We start from the raw sequence: 16,642 nt of genomic DNA, 5'->3' as shown, positions 1-16,642 counted from the left end.
CTAAATAAAATTTAGGGCTTTTTTTATGATTAATTTTAATGGAACTATTATATCCGAAGATGCTACTGTATTAACAAAGAACCGAGCTTTTCTATACGGCGATGCTGTTTTTGAAACAGTTAAAATCATTAACAACAAGATACTTTTTCTAGAAGATCATTATTTTAGGTTAATGTCTGCCATGCGAGTAGTACGAATGGAAATCCCAATGAATTTTACAATGGAATTTCTTGAAGAGCAAATACTTTCTATAGCTGAAAATAATCAAGTAATTGATTCTGCTCGTGCCCGAATTACTGTCTATAGAAATGACGGTGGGTATTATTTGCCTCAAAATAACTCAGTTTCGTATCTTATTCATGCAGTTGATTTAGAAAATAAAGCATACACAATTGAAAACAAAAGGTATGAAGTAGATTTGTATAAAGATTTTTATATCACAAAGCAACTGCTCTCCTCTGTCAAAACAACCAATAAAATCATAAACATAACAGGAAGCATTTATGCCAATGAAAATGGATTGGATAATTGTTTGTTGTTAAACGATAGTAAAAATGTTGTTGAAGCATTACAAGGCAATATCTTTATGTTACAAGGCAATAAACTTATAACACCACCAATTTCCGAGGGATGTTTGAATGGTGTAATGAGAAGACAAATAATAAGTCTAGCAAAAAAAATCGAGAATATAGAGGTGATAGAAGGCGTTATTTCTCCTTTTGATCTTCAAAAAGCAGAAGAATTGTTCATTACAAATGTTATAAAAGGGATTCAGCCCATAACACAATACCGAAAAAAAGAATTCAGTACAAATATGGCTGTGAAATTAGTAGACAAACTAAACGAAATGATAGGTGTTTCTTAGTTTAAATACGGATTTTCTGGAGCGTTAGACCAAATAAGGTATTCTCCACCCAATTCTAAAATTTGTTCTTTCCAAAAATGTGTTGCGGATTTTCCAATAATTTTATTTTCGTAGCTATTTGAGGTAATAATCCAAGAGTTGCTTTCCATTTCATTTTCCAATTGGTTTTCATCCCAACCAGTATATCCAAGAAAGAATCTTATGTTATCATTGCTAATAGCACCTTTGTTAATTAATTCCTTGGTAGACTCAAAATCACCTCCCCAGTAAATACCATTAGAGATTTCAATACTGTTAGGGATCAATTCGGGAATGTTATGAATAAAATATAGATTATCCTGCTCTACAGGGCCGCCATTGTATATTTTAAATCGCGCCGCAATATCTGGGATTAAGTCGTGAATAGTATACTTTAAGGGTTTGTTAATTATAAAACCAACAGAACCTTCAGTATTATAATCAGCTAATAAAATTACCGATCTGTTGAATGATAGATCCCCAATTATAGTAGGCTCTGCAATAAGCAAATTTCCTTTCTTTAGTTTATCTGTAATCATCGGAATGTATTTTTTACTAAATTTATGTTTTTTATTATAATATAGCAAAATAAAATCGTTTAAAAGCATAAAAAAACCTTCCAGATGGAAGGTTTTGATTATACTAGTGTAACTAAATTAGTTTACTGCGCCTTCTAATTCTGCACCTGCTTTAAATTTCACTACATTTTTAGCTGCAATTTGTATAGTTTTTCCTGTTTGAGGATTTCTTCCGTCTCTTGCAGCTCTAGCTGAAACTGACCATGATCCAAAACCTACTAGAGATACTCTACCACCTTTTTTCAAAGTTTCGCCTACATTACCTAAAAACGATTCCAAAGCTAATTTTGCAGCAGCTTTAGTTATTCCTGCATCAGCAGCGATAGCATCGATTAATTCTGATTTGTTCATAATAATTAGTTATTAATTGTTGGTTAAAAATATTGTTAATACACAAATTTAATGGGAAATACGTTCCTTGCAAGACTTTTGCTCATTTTTAGCCTGTTTTGTTGATAACTTATTTTTTTTGTTAACAAGCTAGTCTGTATGTCGTGTTAAAATCGACAAACTACCCGTTTTTATTGATGTTAATGAGCTTTAGCTTCCTCTGAAAATGCAATTCCATTAAGCAGTTCTGATGCGTTCATCTTTTTTTTGCCTGGAAATTGCAAGCTTACTATTTGAATAAATCCATTTTCTACCGCAATCTTCATCTCCTTTTTGGTGCAAATTAGACTTCCTATCTTGAAATCATGGTCTTCTAAAACAATTATAGCCTCGTATATCTTAACATTCCATTCTTCGTTTTTATCTTGTATAAAACACCAAGCAGCAGGATACGGACTCAAACCTCGAATCAAATTATTTATTTCTACAGCTGGTTTAGTCCAGTCTATTTTACAATTCTCTTTGTTTAACTTGTATGCCGTTTTAATATGTGCCGTGTCTGTTTGAATAATTGTTGAAACGGTTCCTTTTTCAATCATTTCCAAGGAAGCAATGACAGTTTTACTTCCCAGATTCATCAATCGATCGTGCAGTTGTCCTGCATTTTCGGTTTCTTCAATCGGAGTTTCAGAACTTAAGATCATGGCACCAGTATCAATTTTATCATCAATAAAAAAAGTAGTAACACCTGTTTTAGTTTCACCATTTATGATTGCCCAATTGATAGGTGCAGCTCCACGATAATTGGGTAGGAGTGAAGCGTGAAGGTTGAAAGTTCCTAATGATGGCATTTCCCATACTACTTTTGGTAACATTCTAAAAGCAACTACGACTTGTAAATTAGCATTTAACGATTTTAAGTCCGATAAAAAAGTCTCGTCTTTAAGGTTTACTGGCTGTAATAAAGTAATATTATTTTCCAGCGCATACTCTTTTACAGCTGAATATTTTAATTTCTGTCCACGACCTGCAGGTTTGTCTGCGGCGGTAATTACGCCTACAACTTCGTGGTTATTTTTTAGTATTGTATCTAATATCCCCACGGCAAATTCGGGTGTTCCCATAAAAACAATTCGTAATTTTTCCATTATGATTTTAAAGTGTATTTGTTATTTGGTTTAACCAAAATTGTGTTGTTTTCTAATAAATATTGAAGGACTGCAATAACTTCTTCAGAGTTATTTTTAGTCCTGTTTTGTATGTCTCTCGAATTTAAATTTTCTGATTGTAATAAAGTAACGATTGCTGATGCGAGCGATGTATTGTCTTTTTGCTTGTTTTTTTTGGTAATGCAATAGGAACAAATTCCACAATCGACATCCGTTTTTTCACCAAAATAATGCAAGATAAGCTTGTTTTTGCATGCCTTTTTATCCGAAACATAATTCAAAACAGATTGAAGTTGTTCCTTTTTTAATTGATTTTGATTTTCTAAATACTTTGAAACCCGACTAATTGTTCTTTCATCTTCGCGAACTTCATTAAAAATTAATGTAGAATCATTATTTTTTGATTGGTAATTGATAATCTCTTTTCCTTTTAATTTATGTAAGACTGCTTGTATTTCGGCTTCATTATGATTTGATTTTTTTGCAATTAATGGCAAGTTGAATGCGGTTTGCATTTCATAAATTCCAGGATACGTGCGCAATATTGCCAAAATAATTTCTTCATCATTCGGATTCAAACTCATGTACCGAATCACTTCTTTGGAAGGAATAAGAAATTGCATGGAGATTTTTTCAGAAAATTCTTGGGACAAATTAATAATTCCTTGTCTATCCAGAAATTGCATGGCATTGTAGGTTTTTAAAGTTGGAAACCCATATTTTAAACAAAAATGATGCAAATTGAAGGTAAACTGCTCGTTGATGCCTTCTCCGTATGCAATTTGAAAGTAGTTGCAAAGCTTGACATACATGAGGTTCAAAAACTTTTTGTCAGGAAGAATGTTTATAAATTGGTTTTCAGCCTGAATAATATCTGAAGGACTTGTTAATAAAATAGCAAATGCTTTTTCGCCATTTCGTCCTGCTCGACCAGCTTCTTGGTAATAATTTTCTAAATTTTCTGGAAGTTGAATATGAATTACAGTCTTTACATTGGCTTTGTCAATTCCCATTCCGAAAGCATTGGTTGCTACAATAACTGTTGCGGCTTCATTCATCCACAATTGCATGTTCTTATCTTTTTCTTTAGATGAAAGTCCACCATGATAATAGGTAGCTTTAATTCCTAACGAATTTAATTGCCCCGAAATATCCAGACAGGATTTTCTGTTGCGAACATAAATGATAGAAGATTCTGGGTTTTTCTTTAAAATTTGTTCGATTCTAAAAAGTTTATCTTCTACTTCAAAAACCATGTAGGCGATGTTTTCTCTTGCAAATGATTTCTCAAAAACGTTCACATCCTGCAATCCCAGTTCAGCGATGATATCTTCTTTAACTTTTGGAGTTGCGGTGGCTGTTAATGCAAGGAAAGGTATTTTTGGGAAATGTTTTTTTAGTATTGAAATCTTCAAATAAGCGGGTCGAAAATCGTGTCCCCATTGCGATACACAATGCGCCTCGTCAATAGTGATTAAGTTGATTGGAAGATTTTTGATGCGGTCTAAAATCCAGTCTGATTGTAAACGTTCTGGTGATAAATAAAGAAATTTATAATTTCCGAATTGGCAATTGTCCAATAAATCAATCATTTCTTCAGATCGGATACCGCCAGTTAAGGCAATGGCTTTGATGTTCCGCTTTTGCAAATTAGCTACTTGGTCTTTCATTAATGCAACCAATGGCGAAATTACCAGACAAATACCTTCAGTCATCAAGGCTGGAATCTGGAAACATATAGATTTCCCACCTCCTGTTGGCATCAAAGCAAAGGTATCTTGACCACTTAAAACGGAATCAATAATTTCCTTTTGCAGCGACCTGAATTTGTCGTGTTTCCAATATTTTTGAAGAATAGCTAACGCTTCTTGCATAAATTACAGATTTCAATTCGTAGAAAACATCCCAAATTGTAAATTCTAAACTTGAAAATTATTTAGAAATTTCATCTAAGATAAAAAGAATTCTGTTATCTAGGGTATTTTTAGGAACTTCTATAAGTTCGTAACCGTAACCTTGATAGGTTTCTATAAGGTGATTGTAGATTAGTTTGGCTTGTTCGAAGTTTTCATACCGTTCATGATCGCTAATGTAGATTTCTTCCCAAGGTGGTAAAATGAAAATTTTTGAGTAGGTGTGTTCGCGACAAGCACTATCAAAAGACGCAGGATAGCTATCGCCAATGTAGTGCATGTAAGCCAAAACATCTGGAATTCCGCGGTCAATAAATACAACTTCATGTGGCTCTTTGTATGCATTTTGAAACTGTTTTTTTCGGCCTTCAAGAAGTAACTCGCTGAAAAGCAGCGGTTTTTCTAGAAACAATTGATCAATTCCTTGCTTTTTTGCCTCTGCAGTTACTTCCCGAGAAATTTCGGGATAACAACAATGTCCTTTGGCTATCAATCCATCAATGATAGTTGTTTTACCTGTTCCTGGACCGCCAATGATAACTATGATTTCTTTCTGCACTTTTAAAAAATAAGCGGCAAAATTACTTAAACTTATTGGGATTTGAAAAAATGATTGCGTTTAAAATAGTATTAGATAAAAAATCATAATTCAAAATTCATAATTCACGTATGAAACAGTATATTTGCCTTTATTTTTAAACTGAAAATGGACAAGAATACTCAAGAATTTTATGATAGATTAAAAGTAGAGTTAGATCTGAGCAATACATGGCCAGCTACGTACTTATTCAAATTTATCGTGCCTAGCGAAAATGATAATATTGATCGTGTTCAATTGGCTTTTGACTGTATGGGAGCGGTAATCAAAACAACAAAATCCAAAACGGGTAAGTTTACCAGTATTTCTATAGATGTAACTATGAAAGATGCACAAGAAATAGTTGATAAATACCAAGAAGTAGCTACCATTAAGGGAATTATCTCACTTTAGTTTCAAAACTACATTTTGATGTTTGTACAAACGAACGATGTCATATCTTCGAAATGGTGCTCATTAAGATCAAAAATATACATTCGAATATGAATTCAAAATATATCAAAGAAAACTCGAACGATGTTGTGCATCATTTGGAGTATAATGCAGAACGGTCTCATTTAATTATTCCAGAATATGGACGCCATTTGCAAAAACTAATAGATCAAGCAACCAAAATTGAAGATGATTTAGAACGCAACAAAGCGGCAAAATACATCATTCAAGTTATGGGTAGTTTGAACCCACATTTGCGTGATGTTCCAGATTTTCAGCATAAATTATGGGATCAGATATTTATAATGTCTGATTTTAAATTAGTAGCTGATTCTCCTTATCCAATCCCATCTCGTGAAGTGTTGCAATTGAAACCGGATGTATTAAGTTATCCTCAAAATTTTCCAAAATACCGGTATTATGGGAACAATATCAAATACATGATTGATGTTGCCAATAAGTGGGACGAGGGTGAAATGAAAAGTGCATTGGTAAAAGTAATTGCCAATCACATGAAGAAATCCTATTTAAGCTGGAATAAAGATACCGTGAAAGATGATGTTATTTTCGAGCATTTATATGAATTGTCAGGCGGGAAGTTGAATTTACTTCAAAGTACCGAAGAGCTTTTAAATACTACTGACTTATTACGAACAAACAAACGAGTTTCGAATAAAATAGCGCCTGCAGGTCCTCCAAAAATTCAAAGTAATAAGAATACCAAAATGGGGAAACCAAATCCGATTCACAAAAACCAAAATAGAAAACCGCTTTAGGTTTGTTATGAATTAGGAGTTTTTAGTTTTGAATTTTCAACCTAACTTTTAACTCGTTTCTTATAACACACAATCAATAATTTATAACTCATAACTGTAAAAAAATGGGAATTTTTAAAATAGAAGGCGGCATCAGTCTTAAGGGAGAAATCACGCCACAAGGAGCCAAAAATGAAGCATTACAAATTTTATGTGCTGTTCTTTTAACTCCAGAAAAAGTGATCATCAATAACATTCCTGATATTATTGATATCAATAAACTAATTACTCTGTTAGGAAATTTAGGCGTTAAAATCCAAAAAACGGGACCTGGCTCTTATACTTTTCAAGCTGATGAAGTCAACATACAGTATTTAGAAACCGAAGCATTCAAGAAAGAAGGCGGTTCTCTTCGAGGATCCATAATGATTGTTGGACCACTTTTGGCACGATTTGGTAAAGGTTATATTCCGAAGCCAGGTGGTGATAAAATTGGACGTAGAAGATTAGATACTCACTTTGAAGGATTTATTAATCTAGGTGCGAAATTTCGTTACAACAGGGAAGATCATTTTTATGGGGTAGAAGCGCCTAAAGGTTTGAAAGGAGCTGATATGTTGCTCGATGAAGCATCAGTAACAGGAACTGCTAATATTGTTATGGCTGCAGTTTTAGCCAAAGGTAGAACAACAGTTTATAATGCTGCTTGCGAACCTTATTTACAACAACTGTGTAAAATGCTAAACTCCATGGGAGCAAACATAACAGGCGTTGGATCTAATCTATTAACTATTGAAGGTGTTGAAAGTTTAGGTGGTTGCGAGCATAGAATTCTTCCAGATATGATCGAAATTGGAAGTTGGATAGGTCTTGCTGCAATGACTAAATCAGAAATTACAATAAAAGATGTGAGTTGGGATAATCTTGGGGTTATACCTAGCACTTTTAGAAAACTGGGAATTACTTTGGAACGTCGTGGTGATGATATTTACATTCCTGCTCACCTAGATGGGTATGAGGTAAAAACAGATATAGACGGTTCTATACTTACTATTGCAGATGCTCCTTGGCCTGGATTTACACCCGATTTATTGAGTATTGTTCTCGTTGTAGCTACTCAAGCAAAAGGCGACGTGCTGATTCACCAAAAAATGTTTGAAAGCAGATTATTTTTTGTAGATAAGTTAATTGATATGGGTGCCAAAATTATGTTGTGTGATCCACATCGTGCCGTTGTTATGGGACACGATTTCAAATCACAATTGAAAGCAACAACAATGTCTTCACCAGATATTCGTGCGGGAATCTCGTTATTAATCGCCGCTCTTTCAGCAAAAGGAACAAGTACGATCCAAAACATTGAACAAATTGATAGAGGGTACGAACGTATTGACGAACGATTGAGAGCCATAGGTGCCAGCATCGTGAGAGCATAAATAAATTAAGAATTTCATAAAATCGTTTTAGTAAACAAGATACAATTTGAATGCAACCATTCAAGACGGTTTACTAAAACGATTTTTGTTTTAGTTCATCTAACAAAAACAAAATGTCAAGCGAACAAACAGCGATTAAAGCCACTTATTTTAGTATCATAGGCAATACGTCTTTGGCAATTATTAAAGGATTTGCCGGCTTTTTTGGAAATTCCTATGCTTTAATAGCAGATGCAATCGAGTCTACTGCTGATATTTTTGCTTCATTTTTAGTGTTGTTTGGCATCAAATATTCGAGTAAACCAGCAGATGAAAATCATCCTTACGGTCACGGTAGGGCAGAACCTCTAATTACCTTTTTGGTTGTGGGTTTCTTAATCACTTCTGCTACTATTATCGCTTATGAAAGTGTCATCAATATCAGAACGCCACATGAATTACCTAAACCTTGGACATTACTTGTTTTAGGCGCTATTATTATATGGAAAGAGTATTCTTTTCGAGTAGTACTTAAAAGAAGTATTCAAACCAATAGTTCCTCTCTTAGAGCCGATGCTTGGCACCATCGCAGCGATGCAATTACATCAGTAGCCGCATTTTTGGGAATTTCAATTGCCTTGATCCTTGGCAATGGTTATGAATCTGCAGATGATTGGGCAGCGCTTTTTGCATCTGGATTCATATTCTATAACAGTTATCTTATTTTTAGACCTGCTTTGGGCGAAATAATGGATGAGCATCTATATGATGATTTGATAGCAGAAATCCGACTCATTTCACTTCAAGTTGACGGGATTATAGATACCGAAAAGTGTTTTATTCGAAAAGCAGGAATGCAGTACCATGTAGATTTACACGCAATTGTAGATTCGAATAATACCGTAAAAGAGGGTCATGATTTAGCTCATAAACTAAAGGACACGTTACGAGAACAAATTCCAGAATTGGGACATGTATTGATTCATGTAGAACCAAATTAATTTCATTATTTGAATTATTTATAAAATTAAAAAAGGCACAAGAAGATTATTTCTCGTGCCTTTTTTTTGTTGAAAAACTCTTTATGGCTATTGATTTACTCTAAAACATTCAAGAATTTAAGTCCAAAAACTACACCGTCTCCTTTAAATCCATTTTGGTAGGAACGCACATAATCAATACGCAACAACTTGAATTTTCCAAAACCTAAATTATCCAAACCAAAAGATAATTCTGCATATGGTTTATTTCCTGGGGTAGAAAGTGCATGCCCACCAAGAATTAAAGTTGATTTTAATTTATTCAAAAGTGGAATTTTATTCATAATATAACCCTCGTCATTGTATTCAGAATGCGCTTCAAAATAACGGTTGTTGGTGCTGTTGGAATAATAAGGCAATAAATTAAAGACATTTAGATAACGTGCACTTTGTCCGATGTGCGTTTGGTTGCCGTTAAAATGTTTATAATCCATAAATGCGATATTTTCAGCATTCAAAAATTTTCCAGCTTTCAAGTTTATGCCAAGTACACCCTTATTCTCTAATTTTAAATCGTACGTTAATTGGGCATTTATATGGTCAAATTCATATTTTTTCTCACTTGCCGCTACTGCTTTTTCATAATTTAAAAATAGAGTAGGATACTTTTCATTTCGAATGTTGAATTTACCATCCGGACGAGAAGCGTATTTATTTCCAAAATTAATTCTTGCATTCAGAGTCATCTTTACCAAATGATGCTTTTCAAAAGCGGATGAGGTAAAATCATCTGGTGCCAGTGGATTGTTCGAAGTATACAAATCTTCCTTATTGAAATAGGAGAAATCAGTAGTATTAAATAATGGTTTGCGTTGTTGATATGATATTCTTCCACCAAGGTTTACCCCATTTGCGATATTCTGGTTGTATCCAATGGTTGCCGATTCTAAATTATACAACTTCATAAAATTGTTCTTAAAATACAAAGAACTTATGGAGTTGATAATTTTACTGATGGGTTCACTCGGGTTAAACTGTTGTACGGAACTACCTCCAGTAGCAAATAAGGTAGCGTAATTTTGATTGTTGAATCGATGTATAATTGTTCCCATTACACGCAAACGATCTTCAGCAAAACCATAATTTAGTTTGGTATTGATAGAAGTATAAATCCCTTTTGTTTCTTGGTTTTTTCTATTGGTGTATCGAAACCCAGTGTCAAAATTGTACCCTTGTACGGTATTAAAACTCAAAGAACTAAGATTGAATAATCCATCGTAACTAAAGGTATTTTTTATCGTACTGTTATTATAAGTATAACCCGTAATCAACTTTAATAGTCTGAATTTGTTTCCTTTTGCATCAATTGAATCCAAATATTTTTTTGAGTTTCTAACTTTATAAATACTGTCTTTCTTAATATAGTCTGTGCTTTCTTCGATAGTCAAGGGAATAGGTCTGTTGCTATTCCAGAAAGTACTGTCCTTTTTATTTGAATTGATTTCAACGCTCGTGATTTCATTGGTAAAGGTTTTTTTTGCAAAAGCATCTACAAATTCGTAATTACTGTACACATAATTGTATTTTCCTGTGAATTTTATTCCAAAAGCGCCAGCGGTAATATCAAGACTTTGTGTGTTTTTAGCCCAGATTTTATTGTTTTTGTTGTAACCGAAGTTTTGTTTTAAGGTCATTACATCTACAAATTCTTCTTTCATTCGGTAGCCTTTAATGTCTAAATCAACAGCATATATAGCCCAAGAATCCTCTACAATATAAATGTACCCTTCAAAAACGGGTTCGCTGTCTCTAGTGGCAGTCACTTTTATTTTGTTGATCATTTGATTGTTAGCATCGTAAAAAGTATTTTCGAGCTTGTATTTATAATAATTGAAGGCATTAGAAGCGATCGGAGAAATCATTTGCACGCCAAAATCAACGGTGTTGTCATATAAATCATAAAAGGAAGATCGAGCTGTATTGTAACTGTAGCCATTGTCACGTCCGCTAACTTTTGAGGCGGTGACCACTTCTTTTAGATTATTGGGTTTTTCAAAAGTAATTTTAGAAAATGTTTCCGATAATGAAATAATACCTGTTCCTGTAGAATCTAATGATCCGTTTAAATCTCCAATTTTTTGACCCAATATCTTTTTTGGTGCATTTTTTAGTTTGAAAATCCCCCGAGAATAAAAGTCGGCATGGAAGCGAGCTGTTTTTTTAGTATTCTCTTTTCGGCTGGCAATTGCATTTTTTATAATTGCTATAGCTGGATTAACTTTTGGATTAATCACAACTTCGTTCAAAGAAAAGCTTTCTTCGATCATTTTAACATCAAATGTATAAGGTAATTTATCAGTTTGAACCGCTATTTTTTGTGTTTTGAATCCTAAAAACTGAAAGACAACGGTTTGTTTTTCAGTTTTTTTTAGGTTTAATTCGTATTTGCCCATCTCATTGGAGGTAGTTCCGTTATACGTATCTTCTTGAAAAACAGTAACAAAAGGCAATAGATTCCCTTTGTCGTCAGAAACGGTTCCTTTTATTTGAGCATAGTTGGTTACTGAGACCAAGAAAATTAAAAGCAGGTAGTATTTTTTCATGAAAGTTTTTTCTTTCGCAAAAATAGAGGAAGTTTAAAAAGAGGGTATTAATTATATGTTAAACATTCAGCCAAGGTATTTTTATTGCAATTAAAGGAAAGATTGAAGGGCTAATTCATAACTTTTTAAACCAAATCCTAGAATAACTCCTTTTGCATGACCAGAGATATAGGATTGGTGTCTGAAACTTTCGCGGGCGTAGGTGTTCGAAATGTGCACTTCAACAACAGGAGTTGTAATGGCTTTAACAGCATCACCTATCCCGATGGAGGTGTGTGTATACGCACCTGCATTGAGAATAATGCCATCGTACCTAAAACCAAATTCCTGAATTTTATCAATAAGTTCTCCTTCTATATTGCTTTGGAAATAGATTAATTCTAAGTCCATATATTTTATTTGCAAAGAGATAAAGTATTCTTCAAAAGTTTGACTGCCGTAAATTTCTGGTTCGCGTTTCCCTAGTAAATTGAGGTTAGGACCATTGATAATGATTATTTTCATATTTCTATTTTTGTAAAAATAAAAAAACCGTTCCAAATTACGGAACGGTTTCTAGAAAAATAAAGGTTTTATTTAAAATTTGAATCCAGCTGAAACTTGAACTACTGAATTTTTAACTGTTGCATCGCGAGTAGCTTCGGTTAATCCTGCTACATATCGACCTTGTAAAAAGAAATTTTTTGTAATATTAAAACTTAATCCACCTGCAACTCCAAACTCAAAAGTCTCAGATTCTTTAAAATCCACATTTTTTCGTTCGCTTAATAGGAAAGAAGCTTGAGGACCAAAATCTAAACTTATAAATTTGTTTAAGCTTACTTTAGCAAGAACTGGAATAGATAAATAACCCAATTCGTTATTAAATTCTTCTACTGCATTTTTATAGGTTGCACCTTGTGTAGAATATAGCAATTCGGGTTGTATGGCAAAACCGTCAGTCAATTTTACCTCCGCAAGTAAACCTACATGATAGCTGGTAATAGCTTCACTATCATAATTGGTGCTATTTACAGTTATATCACTACCATTTTGGTTGGCATAGTTTAAACCACCTTTGATTCCGAATTTTACTAATTGTGCTTGCATATCTATCGATGCTGCAAGAAGCACTACTGCGACTAGAATGATTTTTTTCATAATTTTTTTATTGTTATTAATTAAATTTAGGACTATGTCAGAACTATTTTTTTTAAAAAATATTGTCTAATCCTACTCGAAAAAGTTATTTGCAAAAATCAGTCCAATGTGTACTTGATAGGATAGCAATTGTTGTTTTTTAGTATTAATTTTTAAAATGTATCTGAATTTAAACATTTAAATACTTATTATCAAACAGTTACTTTTTTAGTATACTTTCAAGCGTTAAGGTTGATTTAAGTGCTATGTATGACGGTATGACTTTGGTTTTGAATTTTCAACGTAAAATAAGGTTTACTTCTCAATTGTTTTTTGAATCTTTTACAAATAAAATATTATGATAGGTTAAAAGTACGTATTTGAATTCCTAATTGCTAAGATAGTTAGTTGTTAATTGAAAGACTTTATATTTTCTGTATTATACTTTTTCATTGTTTTTTATAAGAATAATCTCTTAAATTATATTATTTCTAAACTTTATTTGTCTCACTGAATTCAGTTAGAAGACTTTTTTTAATATTTTGAAATACAGTAGTTTATGATTTTTTTTATCTATAAATTTTTAAGCGCTGTGAGATTTAATTTATTTTTTTTACAAAAAATTTTATTTTTAGGTATGATTTAATTTACATTTGCGCCATTAATCAAACAAACAAACAAAAACATGAAAAAAATTATTTTAACAGTTGCGGCTGTATTTGCTTTTGGATTTGCAAACGCGCAAGAAACTAAATTTGGTGTTAAAGGGGGATTAAACCTTGCCAACCTTACAGGAGACGAAGATGAAGATAATTCTTCAAAAGCAGGTTTTCATGTGGGAGGTTTTGTAGAAATTAAAGTATCGGATAAATTTTCTGTGCAACCTGAATTATTGTTCTCTACTCAGGGAACTCAGGCAGAATTTTCTGAATCGGGGCTTTCATTTAAATCAAAAATTAATCTGTCGTATTTGAATATTCCTGTTATGGCTAAATATTATGTAGCTGAGGGATTTAGTATTGAGGCAGGACCACAAATTGGGTTTTTGACAAGTGCAAAATATAAATTAGAAAGTGGAGGGAATGAAGCTGAAGAAGATGCAAAAGATGATTTCGAATCAGTAGATTTTGGGGTTAATTTTGGAGCTGGATATGATTTTACAGAAAATTTATCTGTTGGTTTAAGATACAACCTTGGTTTGTCTAATGTTTATAAAACAGAATCAGGCGATGATTTTAAAAATTCAAACAATGTATTCTCAGTATCATTAGGATACAAATTCTAATATTTCTAGAAATAGATTTCTAAACCTCCCAAATCGGGAGGTTTTTTTGTTAATTGTAGAATCTAAATATGTTAATAACTTATATCAGGTAAGAAGTATATTACTTTGTATTTATTTATTTATTTTTGCGCTTATATTAACAAACAAACAAACAAACAAACAAACAAACAAACAAACATGAAAAAAATTATTTTAGCAGTTGCGGCTGTTTTTGCTTTTGGATTTGCTAATGCGCAAGAAACTAAATTTGGTGTTAAAGGTGGATTAAACCTAGCTAATTTTTCTGGTGATATTGAAGATGGTTCTACATTAGCAGGTTTGAATATAGGGGTATTTGCAGAAATTAAATTATCTGATAAATTTGTATTTCAGCCTGAGGTTTTGTTTTCAGGACAAGGTGCAGATAGTAATGAGGGAAGTTTTAATTTAAATTACATTAACGTTCCTTTAATGATGAAATACTATGTAGCCGATAAATTTAATTTTGAAGCAGGTCCTCAAATTGGTTTTTTAACATCTGCAAAGATCAAGATGGATGGAGTATCTATAGATTCTAAGAGATTATTTACTTCTACTGATTTTGGTATTAATTTTGGTGCTGGTTATGATTTCACTCAAAAATTTTCTGCTGGAGTTCGTTATAATTTAGGGGTCTCAAATATTTTTAGTGATGAGTTTAAAGAGGCTTTACAACAGGAAGTACAAGAGGATGTAAGTGTGCAGAACTCTGTTTTTTCTTTGTCATTGGCTTACAAATTTTAGTCTTTTTTTTTAAGACAAATAAGAAAGACCTCCCAAATCGGGAGGTTTTTTTGTTAATTGTAGAATCTAAATATGTTAATAACTTATCTCAGGTAAGAAGTATATTACTTTGTATTTATTTATTTTTACGCTCATATTAACAAACAAACAAACAAAAAAATTAAAAAATGAAAAAAATTATTTTGACAGCTGTTGCTGTATTTGCTTTTGCTAATGGATATTCTCAAAAAGAGGGTGGATTTAGAGTTGGGTTAGATTTAGGATATACCGTACCTTCTAATGGAGGTGGAGGAATTTTATTCTCTATTGAACCTAAGTACAACATTAAAGATAATATGAATGTGGGTTTACGTTTTGGTGCTGCTGCTATGGTGCGTGATATTCAAGGAGAAGGGGAAACTCAGAGTGCTAAAATTTCGGCTAATGGTTCTTACGTAGGGACTTATGATTATTATTTTAATGCAGCTGGAACTTCTTTTGTTCCTTATATTGGAGGCGGTGCTGGATATTATTCAATAGCTAACGTTGAGGTTGATAGCAATACATCAAATGGTGATGTTGCTTTAGATGCAAGTGGCAAAATGGGTGGATTACTACGAGGTGGATTTGAATGGGGTAAATTTAGAATGGGATTAGAGTACAACCTAGTACCAAAATCTACCTTGCAAGACACAAGTGGTAATAATCGAGGGACTATATCTAATTCTTATTTAGGAATTCACCTAGGATTTTTTGTTGGTGGAGGAAAATGGGGTAAGTAGTCTTATTTCTATTATATTATCAACCACGTCTATGGCGTGGTTTTTTTATGCTTTAAAATGCTTTACTTTGTAACTATGAACTGGATTTCCTGCATAAAAAATTATCAATCCTATTTGAAAATCGAACGGGGTTTGTCAAAAAATACCATCGAAAATTATACTTTTGATGTGGAACGCTTGCTTCTTTTTTTGAATCAAAATGAAATTAGCATTTCACCTTTAAAAATTGGAGAAGAGACTTTGCAGCAATTCATTTATAGTGTAGCAAAGGAGGTCAATGCACGATCTCAAGCTAGAATTATTTCAGGACTCAAAAGTTTTTTTAGCTATTTGATTTTTGAAGATTATCGAAAAGACAATCCTTTAGAATTAATCGAAACTCCTAAAATAGGTCGTAAACTTCCAGACACTTTATCGGTTATCGAAATTGATGCACTTATTGACGCCATTGATTTGAGTACTAAAGAAGGAGAGCGCAATCGTGCCATGCTTGAAACTCTTTATGGTTGCGGATTAAGGGTTTCTGAACTTGTGGCTCTAAAAATTTCAGATTTATTCTTTGAAGAAGGATTTATAAAAGTAACAGGGAAGGGGAACAAGCAACGTTTTGTTCCAATAAGTGAGGTGACTCAACATTATATTCAAACCTACAGAGATACTATTCGAGTACATGTTACCATTCAAAAAGGCTATGAAGATACACTCTTTTTAAACAGACGTGGAAAACAGCTCACGCGAGCCATGATTTTTACTATAATCAAAGATTTAGCTGTCAAAATCAATTTGCACAAAACCATAAGTCCACATACATTACGGCATTCTTTTGCCACCCATCTTTTAGAAAATGGAGCCGATCTACGTGCAATACAATTAATGCTGGGGCATGAATCTATCACGACAACCGAAATATACCTTCATCTAGATCGTACTTTTCTAACGGAGGTTTTACATGCTTATCACCCCAGAAAAAAGGCATTATAGAATCTACAAAGTATTTCAAAAAAAAAGATGTATTGATTTTTACATCAATACATCTTTTCTATTTATTTTAGAAAGCTA

The 16,642-nt window shown here is 32.9% G+C and carries 17 protein-coding genes; 9 read left to right on the top strand and 8 right to left on the bottom strand.

Going from position 1 to position 16,642, the window contains the following annotated elements; genetic code table 11:
• Positions 1-25 precede the first annotated feature (25 nt).
• Entirely contained in the window at positions 26-865 is an 840-nt protein-coding gene (locus AC061C_RS08205) for an aminotransferase class IV (protein WP_478290758.1), read from the top strand.
• Here AC061C_RS08205 and AC061C_RS08200 read toward each other — a convergent pair.
• The 5 genes from AC061C_RS08200 to AC061C_RS08180 form a co-directional block, all read right to left on the bottom strand.
• A complete protein-coding gene (locus AC061C_RS08200) occupies positions 862-1,422 on the bottom strand; it encodes a YqgE/AlgH family protein (protein ID WP_309760679.1) in 561 nt (186 codons plus the stop codon). The two genes, AC061C_RS08205 and AC061C_RS08200, sit on opposite strands and share 4 nt — an antisense overlap.
• 117 nt (positions 1,423-1,539) lie before the next feature.
• Positions 1,540-1,812, bottom strand: coding sequence for an HU family DNA-binding protein (locus AC061C_RS08195; protein ID WP_026706853.1), 273 nt, complete (start codon positions 1,810-1,812; stop codon positions 1,540-1,542).
• A gap of 179 nt (positions 1,813-1,991) precedes the next feature.
• On the bottom strand, positions 1,992-2,939 hold the full coding sequence (gene fmt / locus AC061C_RS08190) for a methionyl-tRNA formyltransferase (protein ID WP_478290757.1): 948 nt from the start codon (positions 2,937-2,939) through the stop codon (positions 1,992-1,994).
• Positions 2,939-4,834, bottom strand: a complete 1,896-nt coding sequence (locus AC061C_RS08185) for a RecQ family ATP-dependent DNA helicase (protein ID WP_478290756.1) — start codon at positions 4,832-4,834, stop codon at positions 2,939-2,941. The genes fmt and AC061C_RS08185 overlap by 1 nt, the downstream gene beginning before the upstream one ends.
• 58 nt (positions 4,835-4,892) lie before the next feature.
• Positions 4,893-5,432 carry an AAA family ATPase gene (locus AC061C_RS08180; protein WP_478290755.1) on the bottom strand — a complete coding sequence of 180 codons (540 nt, stop codon included), beginning with the start codon at positions 5,430-5,432 and terminating at the stop codon, positions 4,893-4,895.
• 147 nt (positions 5,433-5,579) lie between these two features.
• Between AC061C_RS08180 and AC061C_RS08175 the strand changes: the two genes are divergently transcribed.
• The 4 genes from AC061C_RS08175 to AC061C_RS08160 all read left to right on the top strand — a co-directional run bounded on the left by AC061C_RS08175 (position 5,580) and on the right by AC061C_RS08160 (position 9,074).
• Positions 5,580-5,864: a DUF493 family protein gene (locus tag AC061C_RS08175; protein ID WP_417971089.1), complete on the top strand. Its 285-nt coding sequence runs from the start codon at positions 5,580-5,582 to the stop codon at positions 5,862-5,864.
• Between the two features lie 89 nt (positions 5,865-5,953).
• Complete coding sequence (locus AC061C_RS08170) at positions 5,954-6,679, top strand: DUF4290 domain-containing protein (RefSeq protein WP_417944105.1); 726 nt, start codon at positions 5,954-5,956, stop codon at positions 6,677-6,679.
• A gap of 104 nt (positions 6,680-6,783) precedes the next feature.
• Entirely contained in the window at positions 6,784-8,094 is a 1,311-nt protein-coding gene (gene murA, locus AC061C_RS08165) for a UDP-N-acetylglucosamine 1-carboxyvinyltransferase (RefSeq protein ID WP_417944106.1), read from the top strand.
• A gap of 113 nt (positions 8,095-8,207) precedes the next feature.
• A complete protein-coding gene (locus tag AC061C_RS08160) occupies positions 8,208-9,074 on the top strand; it encodes a cation diffusion facilitator family transporter (protein WP_478290754.1) in 867 nt (288 codons plus the stop codon).
• Positions 9,075-9,169: 95 nt separating this feature from the next.
• Here the strand turns inward: AC061C_RS08160 and AC061C_RS08155 are convergent, their stop codons facing one another.
• From AC061C_RS08155 to AC061C_RS08145, 3 genes are all read right to left on the bottom strand, one after another.
• Positions 9,170-11,656: a DUF5686 and carboxypeptidase regulatory-like domain-containing protein gene (locus AC061C_RS08155; RefSeq protein WP_478290753.1), complete on the bottom strand. Its 2,487-nt coding sequence runs from the start codon at positions 11,654-11,656 to the stop codon at positions 9,170-9,172.
• Between the two features lie 90 nt (positions 11,657-11,746).
• Positions 11,747-12,160: a type II 3-dehydroquinate dehydratase gene (aroQ, locus tag AC061C_RS08150; protein ID WP_309758979.1), complete on the bottom strand. Its 414-nt coding sequence runs from the start codon at positions 12,158-12,160 to the stop codon at positions 11,747-11,749.
• Positions 12,161-12,232: 72 nt separating this feature from the next.
• Positions 12,233-12,796 carry a porin family protein gene (locus AC061C_RS08145; RefSeq protein ID WP_478290752.1) on the bottom strand — a complete coding sequence of 188 codons (564 nt, stop codon included), beginning with the start codon at positions 12,794-12,796 and terminating at the stop codon, positions 12,233-12,235.
• Positions 12,797-13,460: 664 nt separating this feature from the next.
• Between AC061C_RS08145 and AC061C_RS08140 the strand changes: the two genes are divergently transcribed.
• The 4 genes from AC061C_RS08140 (at position 13,461) to xerD (ending at position 16,564) form a co-directional block, all read left to right on the top strand.
• Positions 13,461-14,060: a porin family protein gene (locus tag AC061C_RS08140; RefSeq protein WP_478290751.1), complete on the top strand. Its 600-nt coding sequence runs from the start codon at positions 13,461-13,463 to the stop codon at positions 14,058-14,060.
• A 177-nt stretch (positions 14,061-14,237) separates the two neighbouring features.
• Entirely contained in the window at positions 14,238-14,822 is a 585-nt protein-coding gene (locus AC061C_RS08135; RefSeq protein WP_478290750.1) for a porin family protein, read from the top strand.
• A gap of 167 nt (positions 14,823-14,989) precedes the next feature.
• A complete protein-coding gene (locus tag AC061C_RS08130; RefSeq protein ID WP_478290749.1) occupies positions 14,990-15,583 on the top strand; it encodes an OmpA family protein in 594 nt (197 codons plus the stop codon).
• Positions 15,584-15,658: 75 nt separating this feature from the next.
• A complete protein-coding gene (gene xerD / locus AC061C_RS08125) occupies positions 15,659-16,564 on the top strand; it encodes a site-specific tyrosine recombinase XerD (protein WP_478290748.1) in 906 nt (301 codons plus the stop codon).
• Positions 16,565-16,642 lie beyond the last annotated feature (78 nt).

Source organism: Flavobacterium sp. GNP010, from assembly GCF_056428945.1.
The sequence above is the reverse complement of the archived record's forward strand: the minus strand, read 5'-3'. Positions and strand labels throughout refer to the sequence as shown.

What these genes read in the sequence shown, in the direction of transcription:
- AC061C_RS08205 (WP_478290758.1), top strand. Translation starts at nt 26, where the DNA reads ATGATTAATTTTAATGGAACTATTATATCCGAAGATGCTACTGTATTA.
- AC061C_RS08200 (WP_309760679.1), bottom strand. Translation starts at nt 1,422, where the DNA reads ATGATTACAGATAAACTAAAGAAAGGAAATTTGCTTATTGCAGAGCCT.
- AC061C_RS08195 (WP_026706853.1), bottom strand. Translation starts at nt 1,812, where the DNA reads ATGAACAAATCAGAATTAATCGATGCTATCGCTGCTGATGCAGGAATA.
- fmt (WP_478290757.1), bottom strand. Translation starts at nt 2,939, where the DNA reads ATGGAAAAATTACGAATTGTTTTTATGGGAACACCCGAATTTGCCGTG.
- AC061C_RS08185 (WP_478290756.1), bottom strand. Translation starts at nt 4,834, where the DNA reads ATGCAAGAAGCGTTAGCTATTCTTCAAAAATATTGGAAACACGACAAA.
- AC061C_RS08175 (WP_417971089.1), top strand. Translation starts at nt 5,580, where the DNA reads ATGGACAAGAATACTCAAGAATTTTATGATAGATTAAAAGTAGAGTTA.
- AC061C_RS08170 (WP_417944105.1), top strand. Translation starts at nt 5,954, where the DNA reads ATGAATTCAAAATATATCAAAGAAAACTCGAACGATGTTGTGCATCAT.
- murA (WP_417944106.1), top strand. Translation starts at nt 6,784, where the DNA reads ATGGGAATTTTTAAAATAGAAGGCGGCATCAGTCTTAAGGGAGAAATC.
- AC061C_RS08160 (WP_478290754.1), top strand. Translation starts at nt 8,208, where the DNA reads ATGTCAAGCGAACAAACAGCGATTAAAGCCACTTATTTTAGTATCATA.
- AC061C_RS08155 (WP_478290753.1), bottom strand. Translation starts at nt 11,656, where the DNA reads ATGAAAAAATACTACCTGCTTTTAATTTTCTTGGTCTCAGTAACCAAC.
- aroQ (WP_309758979.1), bottom strand. Translation starts at nt 12,160, where the DNA reads ATGAAAATAATCATTATCAATGGTCCTAACCTCAATTTACTAGGGAAA.
- AC061C_RS08145 (WP_478290752.1), bottom strand. Translation starts at nt 12,796, where the DNA reads ATGAAAAAAATCATTCTAGTCGCAGTAGTGCTTCTTGCAGCATCGATA.
- AC061C_RS08140 (WP_478290751.1), top strand. Translation starts at nt 13,461, where the DNA reads ATGAAAAAAATTATTTTAACAGTTGCGGCTGTATTTGCTTTTGGATTT.
- AC061C_RS08135 (WP_478290750.1), top strand. Translation starts at nt 14,238, where the DNA reads ATGAAAAAAATTATTTTAGCAGTTGCGGCTGTTTTTGCTTTTGGATTT.
- AC061C_RS08130 (WP_478290749.1), top strand. Translation starts at nt 14,990, where the DNA reads ATGAAAAAAATTATTTTGACAGCTGTTGCTGTATTTGCTTTTGCTAAT.
- xerD (WP_478290748.1), top strand. Translation starts at nt 15,659, where the DNA reads ATGAACTGGATTTCCTGCATAAAAAATTATCAATCCTATTTGAAAATC.